A 15960-nucleotide genomic window follows, 5' to 3' on the forward strand; every position below is an offset into this window, starting at 1 on the left:
GACTATTGACCAATTGACAAGCCACCCGCAGCGACGCACCATGCTAGTGAAGCGTTTGTAAAACATGAGGTGGAAAATGGAAGTCGAAAAGTTAGCAATTCATGATTTTTTATCGAAATGCATGCCACTGAACAAGCTATCTAGTGATGCGTTAACTAGCGTCGTCAAGATGATGGAAATTCGTTATGTGCGCCGCGACCAAACCATTTTTCAAATTGGTGACGTCAATCACGATGTCTTTATCATTCGCCAAGGTGCAGTTGAAGTAACGGATGCCGCGGGCAACCTGCAAGGCCGTTATGAAGAAGGCGAATGGATTGGTTTTCCATCCGTGTTAAGTCAAACGCCCATTGCAATGTTCGTCAAATCCATTGAAGACTCGCTGCTCTATTGTCTACCTGCCGCTGACTTTTTGGCGCTGATAAAACAACATGAAGTCATCCAGCACTTTTTCTCCGAGAAAAAACAAGAACGCTTAAGAAACGCGCTCCGAGAAAGTCGCCCTGGAAACTATTCACTGCTGGCGTTGCACCTTAAAGATCTCGCTCAAACAGGCCTGACGCTCTCGCCTAGCATCAGCATTCATGAAGCTGCGGTAAAAATGACTGAGCATCACACTAGCTCAGCATTGCTCATTGAAAACGACCAACTAATCGGTATCGTTTCTGACAGGGATTTTCGTCAACGTGCGCTCGTGCCACGCCTTGATTCTTCTAGCCCTCTTCGGCAGATCATGACGCCAAACCCTTATACGCTCGACTCCAACGCACCTGCGTCAGAAGCCGTGTTACTCATGGCTCGTCGAAACATTCACCATATTCCGGTAGTGCACCCTGCCACTAAAAAGGTCGTCGGTATCGTATCCAATACTGACTTATTGCGCAGTCAAAGCCACAACGCGGTGTACTTGGTCGGCGACATTCATAAAGCCAGCGACGTAGAAACGTTGAAACAGCTGAGTGCTCACTTGCCTAAAGCGTTGGTGAATATGGTACGTAGTAGCTTGCCAGCCTACGACATTGCCCATGCAATCAGCTCTATCGGTCAAGCTATTACCCGTCGCCTAATAACACTTGCCGAACAGCAATACGGCCCACCGCCCGTGCCCTACGCCTTTGTGGTTGCAGGCTCGATGGCACGTCGCGAGCAAACAGCACATACCGACCAAGACAACGGCATGATCATTTCTGATGACTTTGTCCCTGAGTTGCACGATGAGTATTTTGTAAATATCGCGACAGTGGTCAGTGATGGTTTGGATGCCTGTGGGTATATTTATTGCCCCGGCAACATCATGGCCACTAACCCAGAATGGCGTCAGCCTGTGTCTGTTTGGCGAGGCTATTTCAATGAATGGATCGACCGCCCTCAACCACAAGCATTACTGTATGCCAGCACCTTTTTTGACCTTCGCCATTTGTACGGTGATGAGTCACTACTGGCAGGTTTACAGAAAGAAGTGTTAGAGAAGACCAAAGAAGGCACGTTATTTCAGGCGTATATCGCTGCTAATGCTTTAGGAAACCAGCCGCCACTGGGTATTTTCAAAGGCTTTGTACTAGAGAAAAATGGCGACAATATCAAAGCACTCGACTTTAAAAAGCGTGGTGTCACACCTGTTATTGACCTCGCTCGTGTGTATTCATTAGTCATGGGCTTGCCGCTACTCAACACTTTTGAGCGACTTGACGCGATTGCAGAAGCACCGGGTGGCATTAGTGACGAACGTATTGCTGACTTAAAAGATGCCTTCGAATTTATTAGCATGACGCGCCTTGAACATCAGGCCATGCAGATTGAAGCGGGTAAAGAGCCAGATAATTACGTTCCGCCTGAGGAATTATCGACCCTTGAACGTCGCCATCTAAAAGATGCCTTTGAGGTGGTCGCAACGGTTCAAAGCACCATGGCGAGTAACTTTCAGGCGAATCGATTTAGATAGTCACTTAACTGGTTTTTTAAAAGGAGGATACACACTTGTTTGCACGCTGGCGCTCAATTCAGAATCAGCAACATCGCTTGCTGCCCCATGTCGATAATCCGGCGGCGCGCGCGTACTTGAGCGCGCCACTGCCTGATAAAAACACGCCCATTAGTGACGTTGACTTCTTGTCGCTGGACTTTGAAACGACGGGCCTAGACGCAAAGAATGAAGCCATTCTGAGCATGGGTTACATGCCTTATAAAAATGGTCGCGTTTCATTGGCCCCGTCGACTTCTGAAGTGATTTGTATTAACCGAACACTCAATGCAAAGAGCGTTATTATCCACCAGATTACCGATGACAGAATGAAGACCGGCGTTGCGCTGCATGATGCGCTGGATCGCTTGCTTGAGGCAATGGCGGGCAAGGTGTTGTTGGTCCACTACTCGAAGATTGAGCGTGACTTTTTAGAGGCTGCGACTAAACGCGTTTATGGTAAAGCGCTCCCCTTTTTGATGGTCGATACCATGATGCTTGAAAAGCGTAAACTTGACCGTATCCAACAGCCTATTCATAGTAACCAATTGCGCTTGGCAAACTTGCGCAAGCAGTATCACTTACCGCCTTATGGTGCACATAATGCGCTGGAAGATGCTATTGCTACAGCGGAGTTGTTTATGGCTCAGTTGGCGCAGTATCAGCAGGACAAGACCAATGTTCGGCTGGGTGAATTGCTGTGCTAAAGGTGTTTGAATAATACAAGTATTTACAAATATATTGACAACTTTACATATTCTGTTCTTAAATGTCTGAGCGTTAGCGCATTACATGGAGGAACAATGGAAGTCATCAGCGACTCAACGTCGCACTTACGACCATTCAAAATGAACACCCATTATCCCTCCATTGATATCTACGTAATAACTACCACCCCGTAAGTAGACACTCAAGTAAGGATACAAAATGCTAAAGAAATGCCTATACCTCTCTGTACTGCTAGCTGCTTCAGCTACTGTTAGCGCTAAAACACCCGTGCCTGCTGATCACTTTGATATGTCCCAGTGGAAAATCACGCTCCCTATGGATGCTGATGAAAATGGCAAGGTTGATGAAATCAAACTTCCAAACTTAATGACTTACTCTCACCCTGAGTTCTTTTACTTAGATGAAAATAACCACCTAGTATTTCAAGTACATAACAAAGCGGTTACTACAAAAGGCTCTTCTAACGCACGTTCTGAGCTTCGCCAAGAACTACGCGGTGCAGACCACAGCATCGGTACAAAAGATCCAGGTAACTACTTCTCACTTGCTTCACACCCTGACGCTAAAACGTTTGGCGCTATCGGTGGAAAGATGGAAGCAACGCTAAAAGTTAACCACGTGTCAAAGCGTGCTAAGCACTCTGATAAAGAACCCGCACATTCGGTTGTGGTTGGTCAGATTCATGCGGCTAAGAACAAAGAAAAGCTTAAAGAAGCGAAGGGTTGGGGTAACGGTAACGAGCCGCTAAAAATCTTCTACAAGAAGCTTCCTAACCACGAAACGGGTTCTGTTTTTTGGAACTACGAGCGTAACCTTGCGAAGGCACATCCAGACCGTACTGACATCAACTACCCTGTTTGGGGCAACGGTTGGAACATTGGAAATGACCCTAAAGAAGCAGGCCTTAAGTTAGGTAAAGAATTTAGCTACACAGTAAACGTATTTGGCGATTACATGTACCTAACGTTTAGCGCTGAAGGTCGTGAGACTAAAGAGTTCAAGATCAGTCTAGCAAACAATGTTGATGCTAACGGTAAGGTTGATGCGAAGAACTTTGACCAAGGTTATGCGCTTGATCCTTTCTACTTCAAGGCTGGTGCGTATGGCCAGTGTAGTGCAAAAGACAGTGACAGCATGTGGTCACCAGCGTGTGCAGGTACAGGTGACTTTGCAGCAGACGTTAAGACAGGTGACTACAACAGCGTGACTTTTTCTAAGCTAGTGGTTAGTGAAGGTTCAGAGCCTAAGTAATAAGTTTGTTGGTCGTTCATGCCTTTTTTTAAAGAGCCTCAGCTTTAGTTAGTTGGGGCTTTTTTATGGCTGCCACTTATGTCATTTTATACATGAGACGTACTAATGCACATGTGCATGCAAGACAAACTAAATTCCAAAATATCATTCAATATTAGAATAGATAGCTCGAGTTCATATTGCAAAGCTTGAGCTTCCTTATACACACCTTTAGTTATGTAAAAAACATAAGTATACTTTAGTTTTTTACATAATCATAAGCATACAATGTATAAGCGATCTGCCAACACCCTACTCTCAGAAGCACTCTCTATCTCGCCATCCGTTCTACTGTCTGGTGCGCGACAGGTTGGTAAATCCACATTGTGTTTGGTCAAAGATCAAGAGTATCGAGTATTCGATAACTTGGTTGAACGAGCCGCCGCACTTCATGATCCTGTTGGCTATATATCAACACTACCTAAGCCTGTGACGCTGGATGAAATCCAAAAAGCCCCTGAAATATTAGAAGGGATAAAAATAGCCATTGATGAAAATAGAAAGAATGGCACTTTTTTGCTGACAGGTTCTGCCAATGTTCTGGATATGAAAAAAGCTAAGGACACATTGGCTGGACGTATTATTGAAATTCCAATGTGGCCATTGTCTCAAAAGGAAATTCACCACAAGCCCGATGATAATATTATCGATCACTTACTAAGAAAGGGCGTTAAGGGCTTAGCAGTTCCGACAATTGCACATACGGACTTGATGACCGCAATGGTACTTGGTGGTTACCCTGAAGCGCTCAAAGTCACATCAGAGCGAGGTCGCTCTATGTGGTTTAATGCTTATATTAGTACCTATGTTGAACGTGACATTAGAGACGTTGGCGAGCTGCGTGACTTATCTGCGTTCATTCGTTTTTATAACATCATCGCACCGCGCAGTTGCGGCTTGGTTAATAAGTCTGACTTAGCAACTGATGCTGGCTTATCCGAGCCAACTATTACCAATTACCTTTCAATGTTGGAGATGATTTACCAGATAACCTTGCTTCGACCCTATAGCGCTAATATCTCTAAACGCTTTATCAAGTCTCCCAAGCTATACATGACTGATAGTGGGCTGTTCTGTCACCTACTCGATATCCGTAATGCTGATGAGTTGCAGTCTTCACGCCACAAAGGCGAGGTGGTAGAAACGTTTGTGTTTAGTGAGCTACTGAAACACATTAGCTACAGTGAGCTACAACCCAAGCTGTATCACTATCGAACGACTGATAAAAAGGAAATTGATTTTATTATCGAGAAGCATGATCAGATTATTGCTATCGAAGTGAAGTCATCACAAGGCATTAAGCAGAATACTTTCAGGCACATCACCGAGTTACAGGAAAAATCAAACAAACCCGTACTCGGCATTGTGTTATATGCGGGTAACAATGTGTTGTCATTTGGAGATGAAAAAAACCCGCGTTATGCTATTCCACTAAGTGTGTTCTTCTAAGTGAATTTTTTATGGCACAGTTGGCACAGTTAGATTTTCACCTCGATGGATTGCTTAAGTAAGCAATTTTCAGCATCAAAAAACAGGACGGGAAAGCAACTTCTCGCCCTGTTTATTATTTTAAAGCCCTTTGCAATTAGCGTAATAAGTCGTCGTTGCTGGCCAGTCCGAGAACATACCTTTTATGCCAACATCCTGCGCTAATACGTCTAGCACTTCCATCATGTCACCTTCATTCTTCAACGCTGCTGTACTGGTCTGATAGTACCAACCACCGCCATTTTTAAGAAGACCTGAGCGCTCCAATGTCCAAGTGATAAGGTCAATACCATTAGCTTTTGCCGTCTTTGCGTATTCTGAAGGGACAATTTGTTGCTTATCATTCAGCTCAATCAACGCCCACATTGGTGGAGCCATGAAGTTAACACCCTGCTTCTTCAGTTCAGGCATTCTAGCGATTTGCTTCTTGTAGCCGCCGTCAACATCAAGTCTTTCTTTCGGATGGTGCTTGTAAACTTCATCATCTAAGTAAACGGCTTGCTTACCAAATGCTGGCTCTTTTTCGATCCAGTACAGCACATCATTTAGATTAAATGACTGCGGGAATACACTCGCGGCATCAACACCTGCAGCCTTGTATTCGTTAATCATTTGCTGTGCGTAGTCTGCTTGTGTATAGCCATTAAATGGCATTGCTACATTGGCTGACTTAAGCTCAGGCGTCATTTTTGTGCCTAGCTTTTTGAATAGCTCGATACTCTCAGCATGTGTTAAAACAGTGCCTGTACCTGCGTATAAGTCTGTTCTCCAACCAGCTGTGCCACCCATGTAAGCTTCGACAGTCTTCGCAGTTTTATCGCTAGCGTCCATTTTCCCGCGTAGTGTTTTGAACTCAGCAACCGTTAGATCACTCGCGCAACACTGTGCAGAAGCTGGGCTAAGCATTTCACCCGTTTTATCATCATAAACAGCAGGTGAAAATGGCTTAGTACATTTTTCCGCAAGCTCTGGAATAGCTAGAATATTTGTCGTTGTATGAAGGTCGCACTGTGAGTGGCGGCATACTAACTCTTTGTCTTTTGTGAATGTCACGTCACACTCAAGAATACCAGCACCCATGCGAGCTGCTGCTTCGTATGATTCTTTGGTGTGCTCAGGGAACTGCATTGCAGCACCACGATGACCTATTGAGAAGTCTGATTTTTTAAATGGGCCATTGACACATTTTTGTAACTCAGACTTAAGTGCGCTGTCGTCCATTTGCTCAACTAAGTAGAAAGGTCGCGGGCCTAATTGAACATTTGTCTCTGCTGACTTCGCACCATGACTATCTGCAACACTCACATTGCACAAAGCAATCGAGCTAAGTACTGCTATGGCAACAAGATTCCATGTTTTGGTCATTGTAAACTCCTAGTTAAATGTATTTGAGGCAGGAGTCTATGGCAGCTTTGTTACAATCCGGTTAAAGCTAAGTGACTGAATAGTTGCAATAAGAGTCAACACTCCACACCCACAGAAACACTTTTCATAAGTGCACGAATACGAGCAACTATAGCCCCACGCCCATCAATATTTGCAGGTATAGCTAGCGCATAACCCAAAGAAGACTTCTCTGAACAATCATAACGAGGCTGGACAACTGCACCCTCATCCAACAACCAATTCGCTATTTCTACGTGGTTTTTCTTTAGAGCAGCATTTAACGCGGTTGCACCCTCCCAAATAGAAAACTCGGTCGTTGCGCCATGTTTTAGCAATACTTTAGCGGAAGCTAGGTCATTATTTATCACGGCTCTATATAGCGGAACAAACTCAGAAATAGAGCCTTCATAAAGACTTCCATCTAAGTCCTTAGTCGTCGCTTTTATCTGTGTCAGCACATGCTCAAGCACCTGACTATTCTGCCTATTGACCGCACAAAACAACGGAGTCACAAGAGAGAAATGAGGCATTGAGTCAAACGACGCGCCTAAACTAAGAAGCTGATCTGTCACCTTTATAATTTGCGCACTATTTTCAGCCTTAAAAGGCTTGTCACCTTCTTTCCCCATCGTATCGCCATTCTCGTTAGTGCTACTACTACACATCAACAAGCTAAGGTATTCGTAAGGTCCATTCAAATCATCGTCTGATCGCGAGCCCAACCAATGACTGATTTTACTAAACTTTGACTGAGCAACAGCTTCCCTAAAACTGTATTCCAGACACTTGCTGTACTTAGTTTTATTCTTGCCTATAAACTTGCTGCACTCTTCAAACTCAACAGCATACGAGTTCCCATAACTCATGATGCTACAGACAAAAATAACGAGAATTGAAATAAATTTAGATAGCGTCATATACTTTTTACCAATCATGTTTTAGCTTATTTTAGTGTGATTTCTATGCATCAGTTTAGATTAAATTCAGATCGAAAATAGCTACATAAACAAAAAATGCTTTAAATACACCAAAGATCAAAGGATATATGGGCGTCTTATTTTTAACTCACCTTATCTCTTCGGCGTATCCACCACTCCACCACAAGCAGATTAGGTATCCAGCACAACCAAGCTAAATACAAAGAAGCGTCGGTATACTCCATTCCAAATAGCGTAAAACCCAGCAACTGTATCCTCAAAGTAACACCTGCAAGCGTCAGTGCAAACGAGCGAATCATCCAACGCCGATGCTCTTCAAAACGACAATTACGCACATGTTGAACACCCATAAATGTAGTAAACATCCAAGCAAGTGACAACAAAGCAAAGCCTGTCGCTGCAACAAAACCACCCTCTGCACCAATAGCAATAACCAGTCCCGCAATACCTGCAACCAGTACACACACACCATAAATGCGCCCTGTCCAACGATGCAGTGCAGGCATGTTTGTACGTATTTTTGAAGAAAATTGGATAACACCCAATATCAACGCTATCGGTGCTAACGAGATGTGCAGCATAAATGCCGTTAAGCGATTATCTATATGGCTAGGCATATATGAAAAAGCCGTCTCTAGGTCCAAAAACAAGAATCGATACGAAGACAAAGCGATGATGACACTGGTAACTGCCATGATATAAAAAGCGGTTCGAGACTGTAGCACGGTAACTCCGAAGTAATATTGACAGTGTCAATATAAGCATTCAAATTGACACTGTCAACTGGTCGCCATAAAATCATTACCATGACTAAAAAGAACAACACTGCGCCACATCACCACGGAAACCTCCGCGAAGCATTAATCAATGCGGGCTTAGAACTGCTTGAAACAGGTGGAACACAAGCCCTTACCTTGAGGAAATGTGCGGCACTCGCTGGGGTTTCACATGCCGCACCTGCTAACCATTTTAATGGTCTTATTAGCTTGAAGGTCGCCATCATGGCTCGCGGACATTTCATGTTTACAGAAGCAATGCAGCAAGCAAATGCTCAAGCAGAAACATCACCGTGGAATCAGTTAAATGCGACCTGCGAGGCTTACATTACCTTTGCGCGCACTCATAAAACCCTATTCCATTTGATGTTCCAATCCGGTTGTGAGGAATTGGAGGGTGCCGATAAGCAATCAATGAGTGAGAATCAGCAAGCATGTGAAGCGTCTTATGGCACCTTACAACAAGTGTGTTTGCCATTTGAACATACTGGAAACAACGCTTTAAATACTGAAACGATGGTGTGGTCCTTGGTGCATGGCTATGCCATGTTGTTTGCAGATAAAGACTGCGCCATGCAGGACGTACCTGAGTTTTCAGAGATCTTACCTAGACTAAAATTGAAATAAAAACTATTGAGATCTCATTTCCTGCTGGCGCATCGACATTTGGTCAATCTCACCCAATAACTCATCAATATTAAATACCGCCTGACGCAGCTTTTCACCTTGATCATAACCAATTAACACGACACGAAACTCGTCTTTCTGCACGTTAAAGTGCTGATAAAACGAGTCAGCCTGTAAGCGTGAATCCTGCTTACCTTCTAGTAACACCTTCCCGTCAGCCTCGATAATCCACGTCTGTAGAAAACGCTCAGCAAAGTCCTCTGCAAACTCTGTTTGAATCGTTTTAAAACGCGTTAGTCGCGAGTCATCAGCCGCTGGTGTAAAGACAATAATCTGACGTTTTTCCCATGCGAACTCACCCAAAGCTTGAGTAACAGATTGCCCTGTGGCTTGAAGTGTCATAGGTAAAAACATAAAGTAGACTATCCATAAGTAACGCATCAGGTAACTCCATATCGAACACTGCTAGACCTTGATTATAAACATTTTATAGCTTTCCACGCTAAGAGCAGGGTCTTCAACAAAGCTGAAAGGTATAGCGACATCATCGCATTCACTCGCCAAAACTGCGAAGTGCTACAGTATCAACAGTCATTTATAGGTCATCTATTATGAGTACAAGTTACATTCCATCGAACAAAAAGCAGCGGGTGATGCTCGACATCACTCCTGAATCGACAGGCTGGAAATACCTCAGCTTCTCAGTGCGTGATCACAAAGACGGCGAAGCGTTTGAAGAAACGCGCGAAGGCCAAGAAACAGCGATTATTCCACTCACTGGGTCAGGCACATTTGTCATCAATGGCACGGAATACAACTTGTCGCGTGACAGTGTATTCACTGAAATGCCACAGGTGCTGTACGTCACTCCAGGCGACAAAATTAGCTTAGTTGCTGGTGGCACGCTGGTCTTCGCCATTGGTTCTGCACCTGCTGAAGGTGTTTACCCTACTCGCTTGTTTGAGCCGCAAGAAATGCGTTCGGAGATTCGTGGTGGTGGCGCAGCGTTTAGACAGGTTAATCACATTTTAGCAGCGCCTTTACCTGCTGAACGACTGATCTTATTTGAAGTATATGTACCTCGCGGAAGCTGGTCAGGCTGGGCACCTCATTGTCATGATGGCAAAGACGGTTCGCCGTATTTGGAGGAAACTTACTACTTCAAGCTACAACCTGATAATGGCTTCTGGATGCACCGTAACTGGCGTGATGGCGAGTTTAACGACGTGATGTCTGGGCAAGATGGCGACTGCGCGATTGTGCCAGAAGGCTACCACTCAAGCGTTTGCTGTCCGGGTTCTCATATGTACTTTTTGAACTTCCTCGCGGGTGACTTGCTGCATGAGAAGCGCTCTACGCCACCTTGTTATCATAGTGACTTTACGTGGATTGAGGATGATTGGGAGAAAGATGCTTGGGACTTGCCTATTGTGACGAAGCCTAAGTAGGCGGGGTTGCTGGTGGTAGATTGATGCTTGGTGAAGCCAGCTCGGTTGTTGAGCTGGCTTTTTTGTCTGTATTTTCTTTAATTTTGTCGGGTACAAAGATTAGCATAAGTCCTGGCCAGCGCCATTGTTACATGACTATTTTTCTTCTATTGAACCATAAGTCAAAACAAAACTAATTACCGAAGAAATAAGCTTTAACGACAGGAGGTCTAATAATCAGTGTTCATATATACTATTGCTATCAGAGTTTAAACGTGCTGATTTTGCTATTTGAAAACAAGGTGTATAGCTATGCTAGATAGTCTAAAAATTTGTAATTTTCGTTGTTTTGAAAACCTAGAGGTCCCCTCCTTGGGAAGGGTCAACTTAATAGTTGGCAAAAACAATACAGGAAAAAGCACGTTATTAGAGGCTGTTCAAGTATTTGCTTCAGGTGGAAATACAAGTGTACTCGATAAAATTCTGGATAATCGACATGAGTTTTTAAGTGATTCTGCAAACGGTAAAATACGAGATTCTCTATTAGACGTATGGCAAGAAGTTAGCGCGCTAAATGCTCCAAACGTAGAATGTAGTATCAGCAATCTAGATGGCTCGGAAGTTGTTAGTTCCCGATTCGTCGATATGAACAAGTACGCTATAGGTGATGCACTACCTGCGAAGTCAGCCCCATATGCAGTTGTTAATACAACCTTAGACTCAGAAACGAATCTAGCAAAACTATGGGATGAAGTTTATTTAAACTCCGAAGATCAGTTTTTGCAAGATGCTCTGCACATACTCAATCCAAACATAACAAGTTTAATGTTTGTGCAACGACCAGGTACATCAACGGGTGAACTTCCACAAAGAATCGCAGTAGTGAAACTAAAAGGCGAAGCAAAAGCAATCTCATTAAAATCTATGGGAGAAGGTATAAGCCGCCTACTACAAATATTCCTACATGCTTTTTTCGCTCGTGATGGTTACCTCATGATCGATGAGTTTGAAAACGGTTTACACTACTCAATTCAAGCGCAAGTATTAGAAAAAATATTCAAGCTAGCAAAAGAGCTTAATATTCAAGTGTTCATGACTACCCACAGTAAAGATGTCATTAAAGCATTCAGTAAAGTATCACTAGCCTCGCCAGAAGAGGGACGACTTATGTCATTAGGCCGTAATGAACGTGAAGTAGACAAAAAAACAATTTCTGCTCTCGTCTATGATGAAGCAGATACAAAATTGATCGCTGAAACAGACATGGAAGTACGCTAATGGCGAACAGAAACGTACTACTTGTCGAAGGTGCAAGCGATCAAAAGTTCTTTAAGCAGTTACTATCTGGGTTATCAGACATTCCTGAAATAGAGCCCAAAATCCCTAGGGATGTCGATGCTCAGATTTATCGGAATGGTTTGCAGCCACTTTATCGACAATTAGAACTACAACTTGGTTTATTAATCAGAGGCCAAATCAATAAACTAGGCGTTATTGTTGATGCGGACCATAGTGCACAAACTAACAACGGTTTTGAGAATCGTAGAAACCAATTGGTCGAACTGTTACAAAAACACGACTTTATTATTACTACCACACCAGAAGAAATGAACCAAGGTGAGTGTTTTAAGCATCCTTCAGGCGCGGAAATTGGGGTTTGGATCATGCCAAATCATCAATCAGACGGGATGATTGAGGATCTATTTTTAGGTTCGGTCATAACCGAACAACAGTTGTTACTAGGTCATGCAACAACTGTAATCAACAATCTGAATGAACACAAAAATTTTGCGACACATCATGACTCCAAAGCTAAGCTGTCAACATGGCTAGCTTGGCAAAAAGAACCTGGTATTTCCCCTTCATATGCATACCATAAGGGCTTATTTAAGAAAGATAACTCAGGATTTGTTTCGATAACAGACTGGTTGAAAAGGGTATTTGATTGAAGTATGGCGTGTAGAGGGTTCAAAATTCTGTGTCAGCGACACGACAGAGATCATGTGGAATAAACGACTCTGTCAAAAGAAAAATAGGTCCTGACAGTACGGCCGCCAGTATTCCAAGATAAATACGCCTCTTACTCCACTTAAGTAACATTCCACATTTGATACACCGATCATCAGTATCAAAACCACTGAAGAAAAACCAACGTAACGAGGGGTTTTTCTGGCACTTAACACACTGCATTGCTTTCATAATAGACCTTAATATTTACACATGTACTTCTTAAACTTCCTTGCAGGTGACTTGCTGCATGAGAAGCGCTCTACGCCACCTTAGTACCTCAGTTAAAACCATTTTTCACCTTCAGTATCAGTTCTAGAAAAGCCGCTAGTATGCTTATAAAGACCAAATTTATTTATATTGAAAACTACTTACTCTTGCTAATGCACTTAAAACAGCAAAAATAGATGCTGTCGTGCTGTTAGTATGAATACCCACGCCAAAATACGAGCCAGATAAACCACCGGTAGATAGTTCGATTAACGTAACCGCTTCGGCATCATTACCTTGGCCTAGATTTCGCTCTTCATATGATAATACCGTTGCATGTTGTGCTAACGCATCCAGTGTTGCTGCGATGGGGCCGTTACCTCGCCCTTTTACTTGCCGATGCTTTCCTTGAGTGGACTTTAAATCCAACACAATTTCTTGTCCTGATGAAGTTTCAAATAAGGAGTGTCGCTGATAGCCGTATACTCCTGAAGCTTGCTCGGGCTGCAAATAAGTACGGGTAAACAGCTCCCATAGTTGTTGGCTCGATAGTTCTGTTTCGGCACTATCCGCCTGCTTTTGGACGATTGAGCTGAACTCTACCTGCATGCGACGTGGCATCTGTATGCCATAATCCTGCTCCAGCAAAAAAGCAATACCGCCTTTGCCCGATTGACTGTTAACTCGCACAACTCCATCGTAAGTGCGCCCTAAGTCTTTAGGGTCAATCGGCAAGTAAGGAATGCGCCACGGCGCACCGACTTGTTGTCGCTTAAAGCCTTTAGCTATGGCATCTTGGTGAGAGCCAGAAAACGCAGTGAACACCAAATCACCTGCATAAGGGTGACGGGGGTGCAAAGCAATTGCCGTGCATTCTTCCACCGTTAATGCCAAACCTAAAATATCTGAAAAATCTAGGCCTGGGGAAATACCTTGGGTATACATATTTAAAGCAATAGTAACCAAATCCAAGTTTCCGCTACGTTCGCCATTGCCAAACAAACAACCTTCCACTCGATCAGCCCCTGCTAATAAGGCTTGCTCTCCACAAGCGACTCCTGTGCCACGGTCGTTATGAGGATGAACAGATAGAATTACTTGCTGGCGGCGCTGCAAATGATGATGCATCCACTCGATTTGATCAGCAAACACATTCGCCGTGCTGACTTCTACTGTAGTTGGCAAGTTGATGATCATGGTTTGAGTATCGTCTTCTAGCCATTCATCCATCGCCGCATGGCACATCCGTAAAGACACCTCTAACTCAGCCATGCAAAATGTTTCTGGTGAGTACTGCAACACCCATTCGGTCTCTGGAAAGTCCACAACGCGCCTTTTCAAATAGCGAACATTATCACGAACTAACTGCTCAACCTGTTCTACCGATAATCCAAAAACAATCTCACGCCACACTGGTGCCACAGCATTATATAAATGCACGATGACACGTCGTGCACCGCTCATACTTTCCAAAGTACGATCAATAAGGTCATGACGTAACTGCGTCATGACCATAGGGGCGACATCTTCCGGAATGAGATTTTGCTCAATTAACTGGCGACAAAAATTAAAATCGATTTGTGAACCCGCTGGAAAACCCACCTCTATTTCTTTAAATCCAACCTGTACCAAAGTCTGAAACAATTTATGTTTTCTATTCAGGTTCATTGGCTCAAATAATGCTTGGTTGCCATCTCTCAAATCGGTAGACAACCAGATCGGCGCTTTACTAATCGTCTGATCAGGCCACTGACGATCGACTAACTGAACTGGTGGGTGTGAAATATACTTACAACTTGGGTCAAGCAACATGGGTAAACTCCCTAACAATCAAAAATCAATCTGCATGTTAGGTTTTCATTGGCTGCCTTGATATCTATAATGGAGCAAATTATGTAGAAAAAAAGACATTTATGGGTAAGTCCGTAGCCGATATACACAAGCTCAACCTGTTTGAAACATCTAAGCTGCCGTTACATGGCATAGCCGTAGATTATCCAAAAGGGCACTTTATTGCTTCGCACAAGCACAGCAACAGCGGGCAGTTGATGTATGCTATTTCAGGCATGCTGCTGATTGAAACTCAGGCTGGGCGTTGGTTGGTACCACCTAATCGAGCGGTGTGGCTGGCAGTTGGTGAAGAGCACTCTGTGATCATGCGCAGCCGTACTCAAGTCCGCAGCATATTAATCAAAGCGGGCGCAGCTAATTCAACGCTACCTAATGGAACTGTTGTTATTAACGTCACGCCATTACTCAAAGAACTAATACAAGCTGCCACCTTGCTGCCGATTGATTATGGAGCAGATAGGCACGCCAACTTATTAGTGAGTTTATTATTGGAAGAATTAAAACGGCATCACGCTCTCAATCTATTATTGCCTTGGCCCAAAGAAGCACGTTATTACAACGTCTGCGAATACCTTACACACCATTTAACCGATGCACGCCCAATCGCGGAATGGGCAAGTGAACTGCATATTTCAGCCAAAACCTTTGAACGAAAGTTTTTACAATTAACAGGTATTTCTTTTGGTAAATGGCGACAACAAGCCCGTTTGCTCTATTCTCTGGAAGCGCTTAACGAAGGACTCCCCATAACTGAGATTGCCCTACGCTATGGCTACAGCAGCCACAGTGCTTACAGCGCTGCTTTTAAGACGTTTTTTGGGCAAAGTCCATCTGACTTTATGAAAGACCACGGATAAAGACACTGCCTCGATAGATAAAATCTCATGCTTTATAACGCTTAACTCACCTGCACATATTGCGGAGAGCGTTTTTGTGTAAAATGGAGCTACGCGACATACACAAAACGAGCGCAGCAATATGTGTCCGCGTGCAGCTTTTTGTATGGTTGAGATGTTAAAAAAACGGGTAAACTGAGACCCACCTTTAGTTAGCTCCTAAAGGCCATTATGTAGTAGCTCGGTGCAGCAACGGCTTACTCTTTTTCAAGAGATACCGATAACAAGTATGAGCGCTACATAACTCATTAGATAATAACTCGAACAGTCATTAGGGTCTCAGAACCCGTATAGCAAGTCGGAGTCCATCTTATCATGAATATTGAGCAAGAAATCAATGTAGGGATCGATACTAGCAAAACACAATTGGATATT

Annotated in this window: 14 protein-coding genes; 9 read left to right on the forward strand and 5 right to left on the reverse strand. The window is 43.6% G+C overall.

From position 1 onward, the window contains the following. Window positions 1–76 precede the first annotated feature (76 nt). From DKT75_RS21265 to DKT75_RS21280, 4 genes are all read left to right on the forward strand, one after another. Entirely contained in the window at window positions 77–1942 is a 1866-nt protein-coding gene (locus tag DKT75_RS21265; protein WP_109826869.1) for a DUF294 nucleotidyltransferase-like domain-containing protein, read from the forward strand. A 35-nt stretch (window positions 1943–1977) separates the two neighbouring features. Further along, window positions 1978–2667, forward strand: coding sequence for an exonuclease domain-containing protein (locus DKT75_RS21270; protein WP_109826871.1), 690 nt, complete (start codon window positions 1978–1980; stop codon window positions 2665–2667). A 220-nt stretch (window positions 2668–2887) separates the two neighbouring features. After that, on the forward strand, window positions 2888–3940 hold the full coding sequence (locus tag DKT75_RS21275) for a polysaccharide lyase family 7 protein (RefSeq protein ID WP_109826873.1): 1053 nt from the start codon (window positions 2888–2890) through the stop codon (window positions 3938–3940). Window positions 3941–4207: 267 nt separating this feature from the next. Beyond that, window positions 4208–5428 carry an ATP-binding protein gene (locus DKT75_RS21280; RefSeq protein ID WP_109826875.1) on the forward strand — a complete coding sequence of 407 codons (1221 nt, stop codon included), beginning with the start codon at window positions 4208–4210 and terminating at the stop codon, window positions 5426–5428. A gap of 120 nt (window positions 5429–5548) precedes the next feature. Here DKT75_RS21280 and DKT75_RS21285 read toward each other — a convergent pair whose 3' ends face one another. The 3 genes from DKT75_RS21285 to DKT75_RS21295 form a co-directional block, all read right to left on the reverse strand. Then, window positions 5549–6832: a glycerophosphodiester phosphodiesterase family protein gene (locus DKT75_RS21285; protein WP_109826879.1), complete on the reverse strand. Its 1284-nt coding sequence runs from the start codon at window positions 6830–6832 to the stop codon at window positions 5549–5551. A gap of 95 nt (window positions 6833–6927) precedes the next feature. Then, window positions 6928–7770, reverse strand: a complete 843-nt coding sequence (locus DKT75_RS21290; RefSeq protein WP_158278940.1) for an ankyrin repeat domain-containing protein — start codon at window positions 7768–7770, stop codon at window positions 6928–6930. A 143-nt stretch (window positions 7771–7913) separates the two neighbouring features. Further along, the gene (locus DKT75_RS21295) at window positions 7914–8516 is read right to left on the reverse strand and encodes a DUF2306 domain-containing protein (RefSeq protein WP_109826885.1); all 603 of its coding nucleotides are present in this window, start codon (window positions 8514–8516) and stop codon (window positions 7914–7916) included. A 45-nt stretch (window positions 8517–8561) separates the two neighbouring features. On the opposite strand from DKT75_RS21295, the gene DKT75_RS21300 reads away from it, so the two are divergent. Then, a complete protein-coding gene (locus DKT75_RS21300; RefSeq protein WP_109826887.1) occupies window positions 8562–9194 on the forward strand; it encodes a TetR/AcrR family transcriptional regulator in 633 nt (210 codons plus the stop codon). A gap of 3 nt (window positions 9195–9197) precedes the next feature. Here DKT75_RS21300 and DKT75_RS21305 read toward each other — a convergent pair whose 3' ends face one another. Continuing rightward, window positions 9198–9635, reverse strand: coding sequence for a DUF4174 domain-containing protein (locus DKT75_RS21305; RefSeq protein ID WP_109826889.1), 438 nt, complete (start codon window positions 9633–9635; stop codon window positions 9198–9200). A 170-nt stretch (window positions 9636–9805) separates the two neighbouring features. On the opposite strand from DKT75_RS21305, the gene DKT75_RS21310 reads away from it, so the two are divergent. The 3 genes from DKT75_RS21310 (at window position 9806) to DKT75_RS21320 (ending at window position 12570) form a co-directional block, all read left to right on the forward strand. Next, a complete protein-coding gene (locus DKT75_RS21310; RefSeq protein WP_109826891.1) occupies window positions 9806–10642 on the forward strand; it encodes a 5-deoxy-glucuronate isomerase in 837 nt (278 codons plus the stop codon). 291 nt (window positions 10643–10933) lie between these two features. Then, entirely contained in the window at window positions 10934–11899 is a 966-nt protein-coding gene (locus DKT75_RS21315) for an AAA family ATPase (RefSeq protein WP_109826893.1), read from the forward strand. Beyond that, the gene (locus tag DKT75_RS21320) at window positions 11899–12570 is read left to right on the forward strand and encodes a DUF3226 domain-containing protein (RefSeq protein ID WP_109826895.1); all 672 of its coding nucleotides are present in this window, start codon (window positions 11899–11901) and stop codon (window positions 12568–12570) included. The genes DKT75_RS21315 and DKT75_RS21320 overlap by 1 nt, the downstream gene beginning before the upstream one ends. A gap of 409 nt (window positions 12571–12979) precedes the next feature. On the opposite strand, the gene DKT75_RS21325 is transcribed toward DKT75_RS21320, so the two are convergent. Further along, window positions 12980–14650: a 2-isopropylmalate synthase gene (locus tag DKT75_RS21325; protein ID WP_109826897.1), complete on the reverse strand. Its 1671-nt coding sequence runs from the start codon at window positions 14648–14650 to the stop codon at window positions 12980–12982. Between the two features lie 101 nt (window positions 14651–14751). Here DKT75_RS21325 and DKT75_RS21330 point away from each other — a divergent pair, with 101 nt between their 5' ends. Then, window positions 14752–15546 carry an AraC family transcriptional regulator gene (locus DKT75_RS21330; protein ID WP_109826899.1) on the forward strand — a complete coding sequence of 265 codons (795 nt, stop codon included), beginning with the start codon at window positions 14752–14754 and terminating at the stop codon, window positions 15544–15546. Window positions 15547–15960 lie beyond the last annotated feature (414 nt).

The organism is Leucothrix arctica (genome assembly GCF_003172895.1).
In the GTDB taxonomy this organism is placed as follows: Bacteria; Pseudomonadota; Gammaproteobacteria; order Thiotrichales; family Thiotrichaceae; genus Leucothrix; species Leucothrix arctica.

Coding starts and splice junctions, on each gene's coding strand:
- DKT75_RS21265 (WP_109826869.1), top strand. CDS start 77: ATGGAAGTCGAAAAGTTAGCAATTCATGATTTTTTATCGAAATGCATG.
- DKT75_RS21275 (WP_109826873.1), top strand. CDS start 2,888: ATGCTAAAGAAATGCCTATACCTCTCTGTACTGCTAGCTGCTTCAGCT.
- DKT75_RS21280 (WP_109826875.1), top strand. CDS start 4,208: ATGTATAAGCGATCTGCCAACACCCTACTCTCAGAAGCACTCTCTATC.
- DKT75_RS21285 (WP_109826879.1), bottom strand. CDS start 6,832: ATGACCAAAACATGGAATCTTGTTGCCATAGCAGTACTTAGCTCGATT.
- DKT75_RS21290 (WP_158278940.1), bottom strand. CDS start 7,770: ATGACGCTATCTAAATTTATTTCAATTCTCGTTATTTTTGTCTGTAGC.
- DKT75_RS21305 (WP_109826889.1), bottom strand. CDS start 9,635: ATGCGTTACTTATGGATAGTCTACTTTATGTTTTTACCTATGACACTT.
- DKT75_RS21310 (WP_109826891.1), top strand. CDS start 9,806: ATGAGTACAAGTTACATTCCATCGAACAAAAAGCAGCGGGTGATGCTC.
- DKT75_RS21315 (WP_109826893.1), top strand. CDS start 10,934: ATGCTAGATAGTCTAAAAATTTGTAATTTTCGTTGTTTTGAAAACCTA.
- DKT75_RS21320 (WP_109826895.1), top strand. CDS start 11,899: ATGGCGAACAGAAACGTACTACTTGTCGAAGGTGCAAGCGATCAAAAG.
- DKT75_RS21325 (WP_109826897.1), bottom strand. CDS start 14,650: ATGTTGCTTGACCCAAGTTGTAAGTATATTTCACACCCACCAGTTCAG.
- DKT75_RS21330 (WP_109826899.1), top strand. CDS start 14,752: ATGGGTAAGTCCGTAGCCGATATACACAAGCTCAACCTGTTTGAAACA.